Source organism: Ureibacillus thermophilus, from assembly GCF_004331915.1.
GTDB lineage: Bacteria > Bacillota > Bacilli > Bacillales_A > Planococcaceae > Ureibacillus > Ureibacillus thermophilus.
Genome location: NZ_CP036528.1, coordinates 1,057,819 through 1,074,181, shown reverse-complemented (window position 1 = coordinate 1,074,181; position 16,363 = coordinate 1,057,819). Strand labels below are relative to the sequence as shown.

Annotated in this window: 14 protein-coding genes and 1 pseudogene; 2 read left to right on the top strand and 13 right to left on the bottom strand. The window is 38.0% G+C overall.

The genetic code is table 11. From position 1 onward, the window contains the following. Positions 1 to 296: 296 nt before the first annotated feature. Entirely contained in the window at positions 297 to 2,663 is a 2,367-nt protein-coding gene (secA2, locus tag DKZ56_RS05305) for an accessory Sec system translocase SecA2 (protein WP_208651708.1), read from the top strand. After that, a complete protein-coding gene (locus DKZ56_RS05300) occupies positions 2,660 to 3,562 on the top strand; it encodes an accessory Sec system S-layer assembly protein (RefSeq protein WP_208651707.1) in 903 nt (300 codons plus the stop codon). The genes secA2 and DKZ56_RS05300 overlap by 4 nt, the downstream gene beginning before the upstream one ends. 81 nt (positions 3,563 to 3,643) lie before the next feature. Here the strand turns inward: DKZ56_RS05300 and DKZ56_RS05295 are convergent, their stop codons facing one another. The 13 genes and pseudogenes from DKZ56_RS05295 to copZ all read right to left on the bottom strand — a co-directional run bounded on the left by DKZ56_RS05295 (position 3,644) and on the right by copZ (position 16,362). Beyond that, positions 3,644 to 4,216, bottom strand: a complete 573-nt coding sequence (locus tag DKZ56_RS05295) for a TetR/AcrR family transcriptional regulator (protein WP_208651706.1) — start codon at positions 4,214 to 4,216, stop codon at positions 3,644 to 3,646. A 314-nt stretch (positions 4,217 to 4,530) separates the two neighbouring features. After that, a complete protein-coding gene (locus DKZ56_RS05290; protein WP_208651705.1) occupies positions 4,531 to 5,733 on the bottom strand; it encodes a transposase in 1,203 nt (400 codons plus the stop codon). 692 nt (positions 5,734 to 6,425) lie between these two features. After that, positions 6,426 to 7,967 carry a murein biosynthesis integral membrane protein MurJ gene (gene murJ / locus DKZ56_RS05285; protein WP_208651704.1) on the bottom strand — a complete coding sequence of 514 codons (1,542 nt, stop codon included), beginning with the start codon at positions 7,965 to 7,967 and terminating at the stop codon, positions 6,426 to 6,428. Continuing rightward, entirely contained in the window at positions 7,964 to 9,064 is a 1,101-nt protein-coding gene (locus DKZ56_RS05280; RefSeq protein ID WP_208651703.1) for a glycosyltransferase, read from the bottom strand. Before DKZ56_RS05280 ends, murJ begins: the two co-directional genes overlap by 4 nt. Further along, positions 9,061 to 10,206, bottom strand: coding sequence for a polysaccharide pyruvyl transferase family protein (locus DKZ56_RS05275; protein WP_208651702.1), 1,146 nt, complete (start codon positions 10,204 to 10,206; stop codon positions 9,061 to 9,063). Before DKZ56_RS05275 ends, DKZ56_RS05280 begins: the two co-directional genes overlap by 4 nt. A 637-nt stretch (positions 10,207 to 10,843) precedes the next feature. Further along, positions 10,844 to 11,740, bottom strand: a complete 897-nt coding sequence (locus DKZ56_RS05270; RefSeq protein ID WP_281275702.1) for an ISL3 family transposase — start codon at positions 11,738 to 11,740, stop codon at positions 10,844 to 10,846. Between the two features lie 78 nt (positions 11,741 to 11,818). Continuing rightward, entirely contained in the window at positions 11,819 to 12,118 is a 300-nt protein-coding gene (locus DKZ56_RS15355) for a transposase family protein (protein WP_222837144.1), read from the bottom strand. A gap of 149 nt (positions 12,119 to 12,267) precedes the next feature. Further along, positions 12,268 to 12,540 carry a DUF1292 domain-containing protein gene (locus DKZ56_RS05265; RefSeq protein ID WP_016837368.1) on the bottom strand — a complete coding sequence of 91 codons (273 nt, stop codon included), beginning with the start codon at positions 12,538 to 12,540 and terminating at the stop codon, positions 12,268 to 12,270. A 26-nt stretch (positions 12,541 to 12,566) separates the two neighbouring features. Then, a complete protein-coding gene (locus DKZ56_RS05260) occupies positions 12,567 to 14,018 on the bottom strand; it encodes a protein adenylyltransferase SelO (protein ID WP_208652173.1) in 1,452 nt (483 codons plus the stop codon). A gap of 186 nt (positions 14,019 to 14,204) precedes the next feature. Then, positions 14,205 to 14,735 carry a D-glycero-alpha-D-manno-heptose-1,7-bisphosphate 7-phosphatase gene (locus DKZ56_RS05255; protein ID WP_208651701.1) on the bottom strand — a complete coding sequence of 177 codons (531 nt, stop codon included), beginning with the start codon at positions 14,733 to 14,735 and terminating at the stop codon, positions 14,205 to 14,207. 698 nt (positions 14,736 to 15,433) lie between these two features. Next, positions 15,434 to 15,667: pseudogene (locus DKZ56_RS15960) on the bottom strand (IS110 family transposase); the annotation flags it as partial. A 6-nt stretch (positions 15,668 to 15,673) separates the two neighbouring features. Next, positions 15,674 to 15,904, bottom strand: coding sequence for a hypothetical protein (locus tag DKZ56_RS15530; RefSeq protein WP_245989600.1), 231 nt, complete (start codon positions 15,902 to 15,904; stop codon positions 15,674 to 15,676). 254 nt (positions 15,905 to 16,158) lie between these two features. After that, the gene (copZ, locus tag DKZ56_RS05245; protein ID WP_208651700.1) at positions 16,159 to 16,362 is read right to left on the bottom strand and encodes a copper chaperone CopZ; all 204 of its coding nucleotides are present in this window, start codon (positions 16,360 to 16,362) and stop codon (positions 16,159 to 16,161) included. Position 16,363 lies beyond the last annotated feature (1 nt).

The following is a 16,363-nucleotide window of genomic DNA, read 5'->3' as shown; positions in this document are numbered from 1 at the left end:
CAAACGCACCAAATGAAGATGCATCCAATCCTATTGATATTAAGAAACCAAACGTACTAACACAACGTTTCAAAAACGTAATCGAATTTTAATAATTGTCATATTCTAACCGAGATAATCTTAATGTAACAGTTTTCCACTGAAATTCCTGCTTTTCTATATCCAAAACATAATTTGTTAATTTTCACCACCCCATTATTTTTCCTTGGTGCGAAGTAGTCATCCAATCAAAAGTTTGATAGAATAAGTGAAGAGTCTACAAGATGAGACAGGATAAAAGGAGCGCAATCACTAAAATGTTATCTTTCTTAAAAAATAAGGAAAAAACAAGTAAAAGAGAATTAAAACCTTACTATAAAATCGTTAATCAAATTAATCAATTGGAAGCTACTTATGAAGCTATGTCGGACGACGAGCTTCGAAGTATGACAAATAAATTTAAAGAACAATTGCAAAACGGTGCAACAATTCACGACATTATCCCAGATGCCTTTGCCGTTGTACGTGAAGCCTCAAAGCGCGTGTTAAATATGCGGCACTATGACGTGCAATTAATTGGTGGTCTGGTGATTGCGGAAGGAAATATTTCGGAAATGGCTACTGGAGAAGGGAAAACGTTGGTTGCTTCCCTTCCTTCTTATGTTCGAGCTCTTGAAGGAAAAGGCGTGCACGTGATTACCGTAAACGATTATTTAGCAAAACGGGACTATGAATTAATCGGTCAAATTCACCGCTTTTTAGGATTAACAGTTGGATTGAATTTGCCAATGATGGACCCGGCTGATAAAAAACGCGCCTATCAAGCAGATATTACCTATGGCGTAGGTACGGAATTTGGCTTTGACTATTTGCGCGACAATATGGTTCGTAACCTTGAAGATAAAGTGCAGCGTCCATATCACTTCGCCATCATTGACGAAGTGGACTCCGTTCTTATTGATGAAGCAAAAACGCCACTCATCATTGCAGGAAAAATGAAAGCCAATGAAGAATTGCATCGAATTGCTGCCATCTTGGCAAAACGTTTCGTCAAAGATGTCGATTACGAATTTGATGATGAAACAAAAGCAACAACGCTTACTGAGCGAGGAATTGAAAAAGTAGAGGAAGCCTTTGGTGTTGACAATTTGTACGACCTGGAACACCAAACCCTCTATCACTATGTGATTCAAGCAGTTCGAGCTCATGTGATGTTTGAAAAAAATGTCGATTACATCATAAAAGATGGCAAAGTGCAGCTTGTGGATATGTTCACAGGACGGATTATGGAAGGTCGTTCTTTATCAGATGGTTTGCACCAAGCCATTGAAGCAAAAGAAGGCGTTCCAATCACAGAAGAAAATAAAGCCCAAGCTCAAATCACCATCCAAAACTATTTCCGCATGTATCCGATTCTATCCGGAATGACTGGTACAGCAAAAACGCAAGAAAAAGAGTTTTTAGAAGTTTACGGCATGCGGGTTATCCAAATTCCAACGAACCGCCCAAAAATCCGCGTTGACCATCCGGACATCATTTTTGAATCTAAAGATGCTAAATACAAATATGTAGTGAAAGAAGTAAAAGAACGCCACAAAAAAGGACAGCCCATTTTAATTGGAACAACTTCTATTCTTCAATCTGAAGAAGTCGCTAAATATTTAGATAAAGAGGGCCTTCCTTATCAGTTGCTGAACGCAAAAACCGTGGAACAAGAAGTGGAATTAATTTCCCAAGCTGGCCAAAAGGGACGCATCACCGTGGCAACCAATATGGCTGGACGTGGTACCGACATCGTTCTTGGCGAAGGTGTTGCAGAACTTGGCGGTTTATATGTCATCGGTACAGAAAAACATGAAAGCCGCCGGATCGACAACCAGTTAAGAGGTCGTTCAGGACGGCAAGGCGACCCAGGGGAAAGCCGATTTATTCTGTCGATTGAAGACGATATGTTCCGCCGTTTCGCGAAAGAAGACGTGGAAAAATTCAAAAAGAAAATGGTTGTTGATGAAGAAGGCCGCATCTTGAATAAAGAAATTAACGAACTCATCGACCGCACACAACGGATTGTGGAAGGCGCCTACTTCTCCATGCGCGAATACAACTTAAAACTGGATGATGTCATTAACGATCAACGTCGCGTTATTTACAGCCTTCGCGATAAAGTGCTCGAAAGCGACAATACAATCAAACTATTAAAAGAAATGGTTGTAGACACAGTTGAATTTGCTGTTCACGATAACGCACCGGAAGAGTTGGATGTAAGCGAATGGAAACACGATGAGATAGAGAGAGTAATCAATTCCCTATTCCTTACTCCTGTAACCATTGACCGCAATGAACCAAAAGTAAAACGCATTTTAGAGGCAATAAAGCCTTCTCTTGATGAATTATTGGAATTCATTGAAAGCTTCAAAGAAAACGAACGGGTAATTGAAGTTTCAACACAAGTAATGCTTAATTATATCGATAGTATTTGGATAAAACACCTTGAACAAATGACCCACTTAAAAGAAGGAATTGGTTTGCGCCAGTATCAACAAGAAGACCCAATGCGCATTTACCAGCGTGAAGGATTAGAATTATTTGAGAAAAACTATCAAGAACTACGCCGCAATATAGTACAAGAAATTGTTAACTTTATGAAATCATTAACAGTGAAAGAGCAGGTGGAAGAAATATGAGCATCTTCTCATTTTTCAAAAAAACAGATAAAGTCGGTGCCGATAGCGCAATCGATTCAAAAGAACTTGTAAAAGATACAAAGCAATCCAAAAATAAAGGGCTTGTCAAAACGAAATTATCCATCCATCCTGATTGGAAAGTGCCCCAAGAACAAGAATATGTCTTTCGTTTCTTGGCCAATGAATTAGAGCCGTTAAAACCAAACCAATTATCCCTTGCCGCCATCAACATTGAACGAAATTTCTTTACAGGAGATTGGAACGTAAAAGCCTTTTTCCGTTCCTCCCTGCCTCAAACAATTGAACTTGGCGAAGTAGAGTTAATTTTGTTAGACAAAGATAATAAACGCCTTGGTGCAAAATGGTTCGATTTTAAACAACTTGGAAAAATCCCGCCAGAAAGCGCACGTCCTTGGGTTTTCACTTTTGAAAAGGACTGCTTGGAAACCGATGAACTCCCAGAGGAAGGCTGGAAAATCGCCTTTAACCTCTCTTCTTTAAGAGAACATCAATTAGATTTAGATGAATCTTGGAAAAAACAATTGCCAAAAGAACAACAAGAACTGCTCGCAAAAATAGTAAAAGACTTGCCAAAACTCGGCAAAAATGAAGTGAACTTTACAGGCTTGCAAATTAAATTGCAGGAAGATAATAGTTTGCATGCATCCATTTTCATTCGCAACGGAAACTCCAAAGCGATTAATATCGAACAATTGCCTTTGGAAATTATTGATGCCAACGGAAAACAAGTAGCAAAAGGCTCCTTTAAAATGGATCCAGTTTTAACGGTGCAGCCAAACTCCACAAAACCTTGGACATTCATTTTCCCAAGCAAATTAGTAAATGCAGAAGGCGCCGATTTATCCCGTTGGACTGCTAGAGTGATTCAAGAAAAATAATGAAACATAAATTAAAAGTTAGGCTTACTAGAAAAATGATATCTTTCTAGTAAGCCTAACTTTTTCTTATAGTATGAAGGATTATACATACACCTCATGGAAGAAGATTTGGATAATTGTTGAAGCTAATTCTTCTGGCTGTTTTTCTTCTTCCAACAAGGCGGTAAATGCTAATCTTTCAACACTGCCTATGAGGCTATCAGCAATTAGCTTGGAGTCTATATGCACTCCATACTGATTTTTCACCAAATTGAATTGTTCTTCAAGCAATTGTGAAAAATAATTTTTAATTTCTTCTGAAACTTCGGAATGAAATCCCATTTTTGTTAAATTTTGATTTTCCTTGAAATATTTAAATAAATTGGAAATGCAATTTTCAACTTTTCTAATTACATTTCCATCATGATGATCGTTTAAATCACGATGAATAATGTCTATTACACTGTTATTAAACTGCGATAACAAATCAGTATATAAAGATTCCTTATTCGTAAAATATAAATAAAAAGTTGGTTGTGTGAGATTAGCGGCTTTTACAATATCACTAATTTTTGTTTCATGATAACCGCGTTGAGAAAATAACTCGATAGCCTTTTCTAGCAGTAACTTTTTACTTTTTTCTCCGCTAGAGTTCACTTTTCGGCCCCTTGGCAAATTAATTACCTCCATTTCAATGAACAAACCAGTTTTTCAATTTACATTTAGCCAAATACGAATGCGACACATTGCGAAAATTAAAAAACACATTTTTATTGTTTATTTCATAATTCGTGGAAAATAGATCATCCACGCTATTTGTTTAAAATTTAATAGTTTTACTAATTGAGAGTTTTGCAAAATTAGATTTTTATTAAAAAGAGTTTTAAAAGAAACCCAAATAAATTGGGGTATTTTGTATCTTTGGTTTACAAATATTCTGTTTGTCCTTTTTTGGCTGTACTTGCAGAATTTTTCGCTTTAAAAATTTTTTAAGCGGTTTGTTGCTTTTTACTCTCTTTTGCCATTGCGAGAGCTGAAACCAGTAATACGATGGCGTTCAAGTAAATATGAGTTTTTACTTTATCGATTCCCCACACATGCAGGGAGTTCGCTGTAAGATAACTTTTCATTCTTGAATTGCACCGTTCTACACTGGTTCGCTCATTGTAAAGTTCTTTCCAACGTTTGGAATCGCGGTGTGGATTAGAGTACCGGCGAAGATCCTTATTCACGTTAATTTTTACTACCATTCCATAGTTGGAGGATGAACAGGCTGCCATTCCTAATGGGCAATCCACTTTTCCGGTTGCGTGTGGACATCTGAATTTGAGCTGATCCTTATTGGCGCCCCAATAAGTCATTTCGTACCCCATCGAACAGCGTGGAGTTCCATTGGAGGCAATTCCTTCGGGAGGCTCCTTTTCATTACGCAAATTGAGTGGAATAATAGCTTGAGCCCCGATGTTCTTGGTGGATTCGTAGTTTTTAAGCTGGTCGTACCCACCATCCATTATCAGGAAATCAATTTTAGAGTTTGTACAACTCTTTACTTGTTTAATTAATTGTGGTGCGACATCCCCATCGTTGATATGAGCAGGGGTTACTTCAATTGCCATTGGTAATTCACTTTTGGTGTCAACGGAAAGATGCATCTTATAGCCAAACCAAGTAATTTTATTACCGAAGGAATCAAACTTTGCCCCCCAATTAGCGTTGCCTGTTTGTTCACTTCGCTTCTTAGGCTGCTTCTTTTCGTAAGCATCAATGGCGGCACTGTCGATGGCCTGGTGGCTGCCGTCAATTATTCCTTCCTCCTGAGCTAACTGTACCAAGTCAAGGAAGATCTTTTCAGCCAGCTTTTTTTTGGTAAGTGCCGCAAAAACCCGGCTGAGAGTGGAGATAGACGGTGCGGGGCGATCAATCGATAAACCGCATTGATAACGGAAACGAAGGTCTTTATCCAATCGATGATGAAGGGCGGTAAAGGTGTCGATGCCTTCGAGTGGGGCAGCGATGAGAGCCCTTAGAATCCCTTCTCTGGAATGACCGTCAGCCCCTCGGGGTGAAGAACTTCTCAACTGTTTAGCATAAGGGCGTAAATCAAGCGAGCTAAAAAAGATAGGTAATTTCTCTTTTGACTCTAATTTTTGCAGTTCTTCAAAGGAAAATAGGCTTTCTTGTAGAATATACAAAGTGACTTCCTCCTTTTGAATTTTTGTGGTTTCGTCACTTCAAAAATTCTACATTTTAGGGGTGAAGTCCTTTTTTATGTCTTTGAAATCCTTATGGCTCTTGGGTCAAAAAATATGCAAAATGCTCAATTATGTCACTTCAAAAATTCTACATTTTAGGGGTGAAGTCCTTTTTTATGTCTTTGAAATCCTTATGGCTCTTGGGTCAAAAAATATGCAAAATGCTCAATTATAATAGATTTAGTAGAAATTAGTTTTATCATAACTTTTCTATTTTTATCAAAACATTTGGTAAAAATAGAAAAAACGACTTATTCTTGGAAGGTAATATTAATCGAATAGTATTATTAAATTTTGTGAAAATCAGAGTATAATTACCCATTATCTATATTAATATAATAAACCGCTTCGCCTCCTATTTTCAATATTTTTGCTCATTTTCTTATTTAGCAGTTTGTTAATAAAAAATGGGGGGCGTCTGAAAAGTTATTTTGAGCTGCCCCCTTTGCGGCTGTCGCTAGAGTTTCGCCGCAGATAAATTGCGGCTTTAGCTAGAGTTTTTGCCGCAGATCAATTGCGACGAGGAGGCGCGTTTTGTGACCACCGCAGGGAAAGTTTTTAAGAGAATATTCCTATAAGAAGTAAGGCTGTTCAGAAAGTGTTCGACTTTCTGGACAGCCCATTTAACATTTTTATGCTTTAGGATTTCCAAAGAATTTCTTTTTCATCATCTGAATATAATCTCCAACTTCCTGGATTTTAAAAATCATAAATAATCCAAGGGTACTTGCGCCAAAGATTACAAGACCAACCATAAAGGTAATCCATTTATGGTTAAATACCAGATATTTGCTAGAAAAGTAAGTAATAACGCCGATTAACACAAGCGGAATAAACAACTGTAAGCCCGCTTTAACGGATTGGCCACTAGTCACTTTCAAGCCGTATTTAAAATGTGCATATACAATTAATAATAACGTATTCACCACAGAGCTGATCAATGTACCCCAAGCAATGGAAGCAACTCCTGTTAAATCAGCAAGGAAATACATCACTGCAATATTGACGATAAATACATTGATGATACTGAAAATCACCGGCGCAAGGGAATCGCCTTTTGCATAATAGAAGCGCGTGATATACGTATTTGCCGCCAAGAAGAACATGGACAATACAAAAATTTGCATCACAGGCGTTGTTAATTTTGTTCCCTCTTCTGTAAAGTTTCCGTACTCAAAAATAACTTGAATGATATTCTCTGCGTAAAAATACGCGAAAATGGAAACCGGAACCATGAGCAATACTAAATAACGCAAACCTCTTGTATATAATTTTTTAATGGATTCGTGGTCATCCTCTGCTTCTTTCCGGCTTAAAATCGGATAAATCACCGTTGTTACTGCTGTAATTAAAATGGTTTGTGGAAATTGGGTTAAACGAGATGCATAGTTGACAACTGAAATGGCACTTTCCCCAAATCCCAGTAGGTTGGCAAAGAAACGCTGCAGCATGGCATAGATTTGGACTGTTCCTCCGCCGATCATGACAGGCACCACCATAATCCACAAATCCCTTGTCGTCATATCCCGCTTAAAAGAAATGCCGATTGGATAGGTGTTCAATTTGCGGTAGCCAGCAATTAAAAAGTAAATCATGATAATGGAACTGGCTAAAGCACTAATCCCATAACCGATTGGCCCCATTACGAAAGATAAAGTAACGGCAATGACGATAAACGCCACATTGTAAATTAAAATCGAGAAACTGGATAAGTGGAATTTATCATGAACATTTAATAAACCGCTGTAATACGATGCAAGAATTAGGAAAATTGATGAAGGCATCATCCAATAAAATAAATGCTTCGTCAATTCAATCGCTGCCGGTGTAATATTTTCGTTATTCTCGTATAACATCTTAATAATTGGATCGGCAAACAACACCAAAATCGCCGTCATGACGATACCGGACGTCAATACAATCGTGAAAGACTGCTTCACAAATTCCGCCTGATTGGTCGTCTTTCGGTTATATAATGAAATCACCGCTGTCGTAAAAGCGCCGCCCACAACTAGATATAAGAAATTCGGCACCATATAGGCAGTAAAAATGCTGTCGGCTGCGAAGGAAAAACCGTATTGGTAGCCGATGACCATTTCCCTTAAAAATCCGAAAAGCCGCGCTGCAATGTTAATGATTGCTACTGCTCCAACGATTTTTAAAAACTTATTCATAGGCTTGAACCTCCGTTCGCCGCAGATTCATACAGCCTAATGACACGTTTCGTAATTTCATCCGCATCATGGATATGCAAAATGTTTTCACAAGCTTTTTGATTGACATATTGTTCTTTAGGTGTCGTCAGAGCATTGAGCATTTCCTCTGCAAGCGCCTTCGAATTTTTCGGTTCCACCAAATGGCCGGCACCATCTTTCAAAAGGTACGTCAATCCCCCAACATTCGAAGCAATCACAGGCAGTCCCGTTGCAATAGCCTCTAACGCCACTAATCCAAACCCTTCTAAATGGGAAGGCAGTACAAACACATCGCTCGCTTGATACCATGTCACCAGTTCTTTTTGCTTCATCGGTCCAACCATCATGACATCTTCATCTGTCAATGGTTTTAAACTATTGACAAAATTCACATCCCGCTGAGAGCCGATGATGGCAAGTTTAACCTTTTGATTTGTTTGTTTTTTCACTTGTTGAAATGCGATTAGCAGTTCTTCTACTCCTTTTTGCTTAATCACATTTCCAACAAACAAGTAAATAAATGCATCGTCATCCAATCCCAATTGTTTTCTCGCCGCCTCTTTATCGCCAGGCTTAAATTGTTCCCGATTCACTCCCATGCTGCAGATAAGGATTTTATCTCGTGGAATACCATATTCTTTTTCAATTTGTTCCGCAAGCACCGGACCTACTGCAATGACAAAGCTACTTTCTCGCAAAATTTTCTCCGTCCAATTGCGAATGCTGGCCCTTTTCTTCGCCATCCGTTCAATATCGCCTCCATGGGCAGTCACCACATATGGAATGTGGAACCATTTCTTCATCATGAATGAAAAAACGCCGGATGGGAACACATAGTGTGCATGGGTAACGGAAATTTCCTTTTTATATTTCCATGCTTTTGCAAGGACCTCTTTTGCCCATTTACTATATTTCAATAACGTATTTTTCTTGCCCGTTCTTGGATCCTGATTTGCAGCGACCACGACTTCCATATTCTCGTTTCGCAGTGCTTCCACTTGATTTTTTACGAAAATGCCAAATGACGGATGTTCATTTGAAGGATACATATTGCTGATTACAAATACTTTTTTCATTTGTCCTTCACTGCCTTCATCATCAATTCTTTGCCTTTGCTCGCTTCTTCGTAGGCCTTTTGTGCAATGGTTTTCGTTTCGCTTATAACTTCTTTCCAATTCTTTCGAAGTTCGCAAAAGGCGCGGGATAAAATCATTTCGTCCTTTTGAATCTCTTCAAGGGTAAGACAGCGATTTTCGATGCCTGTTAATCTCATGAAATTGGATACTTTCGGATGATAGGAAATGCCAATTACAGGTGTTGCCGAACAAGTCGCAATAATTAAAGAATGCAATCGTGTTCCGATGACCGCATCGTGCCGACTGACGATTTCCAATAATTTTTGAGGCTTTAAGTTTTCGTCGATAATTTTAGTCCTCGAATGATGCTTCATTTTCTTTTGAATATCCTTCGTCACATATACATCTTGAGGATATTTCGTAGCAAAAAAAGTAATATTGACATTTTCTTTTTCAATTAAATGATCTAAATTTTTTGCCATCCCAGACACATAATTCTCATATTTATCGACGTCGCCATAGGGCCAGTAGTTCGCATTAAACATCGGCACACAAGAAACCGCTACTTCTTTTGGAGCGTCATTATAACTTTCTTTTGGATGATATAACGTAAAGGCAGGGTCACCGATGACTTTAATTTCTTTTTTCACGCCGATTCGTTTTAATAATTCTTTTGATTCCGAATCTCTCACTGAAATATTGGAAGCATGCTTGCACATAAAACGTATCATTAGTCGGCCTGTAATCGTATCGAGTGGACCAGCACCACAGCCATAAACGATATACGGTACCTTAGCATGTTGCGCCATCAAGGCATAGGTGCTATAAAGATGGGCTTCACGGCGATAAAAATCCATTAAAATGCCGCCGCCGCCAATAATCAGCAAATCAAATTGAGAAACGTACTTTTTATTTGATTTATACGTCCGATAAAATGTTTTATATAAATTTTTACTTTTATAATATAATGGATAGCTTTTAACCCCATATTGTTCGCTTGTTTGTTGGGTATTATTGCTGAAAACAGTGATATCTTCACGGGAAACATGAAAAACTTGCTCAAGCTGCATAATGATGCTGAGCAAAATCGATTCGTCCCCGTTATTATCATTACCGTAATTGCCTACGATTCCGATTTTCATGAACCTACATCCTTTTATCTATTTATAATGAATCATTATAATATAAAAACGTAAAGGATAACATACAATTTGTAAAAAACCAATACTATCAACGGTTTTAGTTATTTCTCTTTTTTAGAAAAACGTAAAATAATGCAAAATCATGTTCTGATATGGGACTAATTGGGGCTTTTTTTGGGGCTAAAAAATTGGCGAGCGTGTGTTTAGTAATGTGGGATTTTCCGTTGCTAAAGCAGCGGTTTTTATTTTACCCACCTGTTGGAATAAGTTCTCTCAGCTAGTCAGATTCTGATGGCATAAAGAAAGCTGGCGTTTTCATTTTTGTAGAGGCCTGTTTTGTGATTAACTGGTCTATTCGATTTAGGAAAAACTAAATTTTCTACTTACTATGCTAATCAGAAACAAGTAGCTGCATAGGTTCAGCTATTTCACTCTGTTTATCATGTCTATTTTCTTGATATAACATAAGTATGTTTTTACAGTAGCTTCTTCAATTGATTAGTGAAAACTTTTCAATCTGCTTAAGAAAAAAATAATTGTGAAAGTGGTTCTTTGTCAAATGGTGTTGGTGAATAAATTCTAGTGACATTATTTGGTAATATGTAATCGGATGGCTTAGGGGAAATTCGAGGTTCCCCTAAGCGGTTTTTATTTTCGCTAAGTTTTGGGTAATGAATATTCGGTTTCTAAAGTGATAGAAGGATCGATAACCGAAAGAAATGCGTTTAATCACTTTGATTTTGTTATTACTCCCCTCTAAAATGCCGTTATTATAATCGTACTTTAGCGTATTCTCGACGTAATTGATGTATTTGTTGATTGTCTTGATGGCGGTTTTCATATAGCTGGAAACGATATTTTGTTTATTCTCTAATGTTTTCTTTAGGAGCTCAAAGTCTTTGGTTTTGATGCAATGGCGAACGTATTGGTATAACTCATAGGACGCTTTTAATTCAGAATCTAAATCAATGAGATAGTGGAGAATCTCCACCTCACACATATGCTTTTTAAAGCAACGATGATATTTATAGTTCTTATAATCAAGTTTTGTTTGATCTTTCAGAAGGAGCTTCCAGTATTTTTTTAATTTATTGTAATTCTTTTTATCCCGATTCATGACGTTGATGCGCGTTTTGTTTAAAGCTCTGCTAAATAGTTGGAGGATATGGAATTTGTCGAGTACGATTTCCGCTTTAGGGAAAACTTCTTGGATTAAGGAAATATAAGGGCTATACATATCGATGACAATCGTTTTTACCGCATCTCTCGCCTTCTTGGAATACCGTAAGAAATACTCTTTGAGGACAGGTAATCTCCGGTCCTCCACGATATCCACAATCTCCCCCGTTTCAGAGTCGCAGAAAATAAAGGACATCGCTCCAGCTGCGGATTTCACTGATTTAAACTCGTCAAAACACAAATGCTTTGGAAGGTAGTGAACATTTGGTTGATAGTAGCTATAAAAGCTGTCAATGACACGACTGACAGTGGCATGAGAAACATTATGTTTCATCGCAATATCTTTTTCGGATATTTTATCTTTGGCGTTTCAAGCAATTGATACTTTTGTATTGTTGGAAATGCAACAGTTTTTCGCCACGACGCTCGTTTTTCAAGTAAACGTGGCATGACAATGTTTACAGAAATAACGCTGTTTACGCAATTTTAAATAGGTATGAAAACCTGAAATGCTAGGCATTTTAATGAGAGACGTTTTAAAACCGTGTTTAATGATTTGATCATCGAAGACCTGTCCACAAGCATAACAAGCTTTTGGTTGGTAAGTGAATTGTCCATAAAAGACTTTTGATTGGACCCCTTTAATGAGTTCTTCTGCACAAAAATTTTCATCAAATGTGATATTTTTGTCTTTTATATTGAGTAGGTTTCGTATAGAATGATGGTGAGACATGTGACGCAACTCCTTTGGAAAATGTGTTTTGGCGATTACATTTTACCAGAGTTTGTCACATGTCTCATTTTTTTGTTCAAAAAAATTGGTGCTGGTTTTTACTCACCAACACCAAATATTATAGAGCCAATCTTGCTCCCGTAAACATATTACTCTTCATCCATTTCATCCATCATTTGATCAAAGGCTTCTGACACTTTATCGAATTCTTCATCGGATTCAATCACGTCGAAGTCTCCCTCATCATCCACTTTCAAGAAAAAGACTTCGATATCCTCTTCATTCTCTTCATGTAAATCATCTGTAAAGGCAACTGCGACATAATCTTGTCCATCTACTGTCAGCGTTGCAACAACTTCAACTTCCTCTTCTTGTTCGTCATCCCCGATGGTAAACACTTCGCCAACTTCGATTTTTTCCATTTGAGTTCCTCCATTCTTTGCGAGTTTTACGTACCGCAATAGGTAATATACGGTTCATCTGGATATTCAGGCAATGTACAGTATTCCTCTTGTTCCGCTGAATATGCATAAGGATTCGTGATAATCGATAGCAATTTTTTCATAACGGTGAAGTCTCCTCGCTCCACCGCTGCTTCGATTGCTTCTTCTACCCGGTGGTTTCGAGGAATCACAGAAGGGTTATGTTGCTTCATCATTTGCATAATATCTATAGAATTTTGGCGTTTTAAGCGAGCTTGATAACGTTGGTACCAATCTTGAAATTCTGGAGTTTGGAAAAATGGTTCTTCGAATTTTTGCAAAGTTAACGCTCTAAACGTATTTGTATAATCTTGTTTATATGTTTCCATTAATTGAAGTAAATCTTGTATGAGTGCTTCATCATCCGCTTCTTCATTAAGGAGCCCTAATTTTTTACGCATACCGTCGAGATAATAAAATACGTAAAGGTCTGGGTAAGTTTCTATGGCTTCTTTTGCCAGTCTGACCGCCTTCTCTTTATTTTCATCAAGCAGCGGAATAAGTGCCTCGGCAAACCTTGCTAAGTTCCATCCTCCAATTTTGGGTTGATTTCCATAAGCATAGCGGCCGTAAGTATCAATCGAACTAAAAACTGTTTCAGGATGATAAAGATCCATAAAAGCGCATGGCCCGTAATCAATGGTCTCCCCGCTAACGGTCATGTTATCAGTATTCATCACACCATGGACAAAGCCGACGAGTTGCCACTTAGCAATAAGTGCTGCTTGCTTTTCGATGACTTCTTTTAATAATTGCAGATATGGATTCTTTTCTTTTGCAAGATGAGGATAATGTCTTTCAATAGTATAGTCGCAAAGAGCTTGTAAGTCTTCTTTTGAACCAAATTTTCGTGCAAATTCAAAAGTTCCAACGCGGATATGGCTTGAAGCCACTCTTGTTAAAATAGCACCTGGAAGCAGTTGTTCTCGAATGACCGTTTCCCCTGTTGTGATAACGGCTAAACTTCTCGTTGTAGGAATCCCAAGGGCATGCATCGCTTCACTAATAATGTACTCTCGAAGCATTGGTCCAAGAGCTGCTCGTCCATCACCGCCGCGGGAATATGGCGTTCTCCCCGAACCTTTTAGCTGTATATCAAAGCGCTGATTCTGAGTATTCACATGCTCTCCCAAAAGAATGGCTCGTCCATCGCCCAACATAGTGAAATAACCGAATTGATGCCCTGCATAAGCTTGAGCGAGCGGTTCCGCTCCTTCCGGTATTTTGTTACCCGAAAATGTAGCAACCCCTTCTTCTGTCTGCAGTGCATCACTATTCAAATTCAATTCTTCAGCAAGAGATTCATTGAAAACAACCAGCTTGGGAAATGCTACTGGTGTAGGGTTTAGTTGTGTATAGAAAATGGGTGGTAATGTTGCATAACTGTTATGGAAATTCCATCCAGGTTTTAATTGCATTTGAATCGTTCCTTTTTTCTTTTTTATTTTTGCAAGTAAGTGGCGGTTTATACTTTCTTCGCATTTAGGATATGTGATGAACAAATTCATGCGGTATCGAGCGAAGGTAGTTTGGCAATTAATCAAATACTTGCGACATGCGCCCATTTACTTGCAGCTTTCAATAAAATATTCGCATCTCTCATATTAATGCAATTTTGAATCCTTGATTATCCAATCGACTGCAGTCAATAAATTCGGAAAGGTTGCATCGGCTAAAGGTTCCTCGTCTCCAATAAAAACCGTCTTTGTACCTGCATTTTTCCCTGCTAGGATATCTGTATCCGTATCCCCCACCATGTAAGATTTGGGCAGGTCCACGTTATATTTTTCAGCCAAATCTTCAATCATTTTAGAACCTGGTTTGCGACAGGCACATCCAGCTTTCGGTTTATGTGGACAATAGACAACATCATGTATAATTGCCCCTTGTTTTTTCAATTCATTCACCATATGCTCATGAACCTTTTGAAGCTGGATTTCTCTCATAAATCCAAGCCCAACGCCTCCTTGGTTCGTCACCACGAAAATATAATCAAAATGTTCATTTAGTTTTCGAATAGCTTCCGGTACGCCCGGTAAAAAGTAAAGATCTTTTGGTTTATTTACGAATTTTACTCTCTCTGTAAGCACTTCATTAATAACGCCATCTCGATCTAAAAAGACCGCTGATTTCATTTTGCCCTCCTCCTCTTGTTATTGTTTGCGGAGATACTTAAATTCATTAAATGAATCTGAGCGATAAAATGAACTGAACTTTATTCAAACACTTGATAATTACTTGCGGTTTACCGCTAAATACTTGCATCATCACAAATTCATACAATGAAGAGCAATAAAATAACGCCACCCTATAATAATAAAAGCATGTATAAACATGCTTTCAGACTGTCGACAAACCCCAACTCAAATGTTTCATTTGAGTTGGGGTTTGTCTTTTTTTGCTCATCATTTTCTAAGATTCTTGTCTTATTTAGGCTGGACATGGTCTTTTCCATGTCCAGTTTGCCATTTTCTTTAAGTTCATGGCAGCGAAACTCTTGTTTATCTTTCGATAATTTAACCATCTTTTGGACAAGTTGATCTCTTTTCTCCTTCAAGTCTGCAATCCGTTTGGCATAATCCCGCACTTGTTCACAGCGAATATCATCTTTTGAAATTGCTGGATACGCTTCTTTTGCTGCTTCGATTAAAGCGATCCCTTTTTCTTCAGCACGTGCCAATGATAAGTTTTTTCTTGTGTTGGCTTTTAAACGATTACGAATCACTGTTTTTGAACAAACTAACACATGATCCGGATGAGGGTATAATTGAACGACATTCAAAAATAAAGCAGAACGTTTACTGAATAGCTTTTCTAACTCGGGAAAACTCAATTGTAGAATCGCATGTAAACGACTATATAAATGCGTCATTTCACTACTTAATTCATCATAATATCTCGTCATTGCACGCATTTGTTTATAATAATCCTCTTCTTGATAAGTTTGTTCACGTTCAACTCTAAAGTGAGTTTTCGCAAGTTCATGAGCGTCGCTTTTATCTGTTTTTTGTCTCCTCATGGAAGCCATTTGAATATTCGCTTCGAGTGGATTCACTCGATAATACATATAACCTTAATCACCTAAGAATCGTTCTAGTGGTTTTGAATATACGCCTGTTGCTTCAAAGACAATATCAGGGGCCTGTCCATCTTTTTGTGTTAAAGTTATAAGGGTTTCGTTTAATTTCTCGAAAGAGTAACGGTTATGGGTTATTTCACCCTCATATTCGCATTGACGATAACGGTCGTAAATGACCATTGTACTTTTCCCCATACTGACATCAAATGCCACTACGTGTTTCATATTTTCTGCCTCTCCTTTTTAGCCAAACATAGAAGTTCTTCACATTGCCTTATCGATTCCATTTTCTTATACACGGTCTCTATGGACCCAACATACTAAACTGATTCAAATAAGGGTGTGAAGTTGGTCTGTTTTTAATACGGACTCTATTTGGTCCCAGGAGCTGTTCAACCTTCCTTCACTTCTACTATAAAAAAATAGTAGCACAAACCTTGGCCTAGGTCTGTACTACTAATGTTAGTATGTTTTTACTATTACTTGACATCGTATCCTTGCTCTTCAATCGCTTCTTTAAGTTTTTCTACATTTACTTTTGTTTCATCATAATCTACATCGACAGTACCTTCCTGCAGATGCACTTCTACACGTTTTACCCCATCCAGTTCTTTAAGGGCATTCGTCACTGCCGCTTTGCAGTGTCCGCAAGTCATGCCTTGTACATGTAATGTAATAGTCATT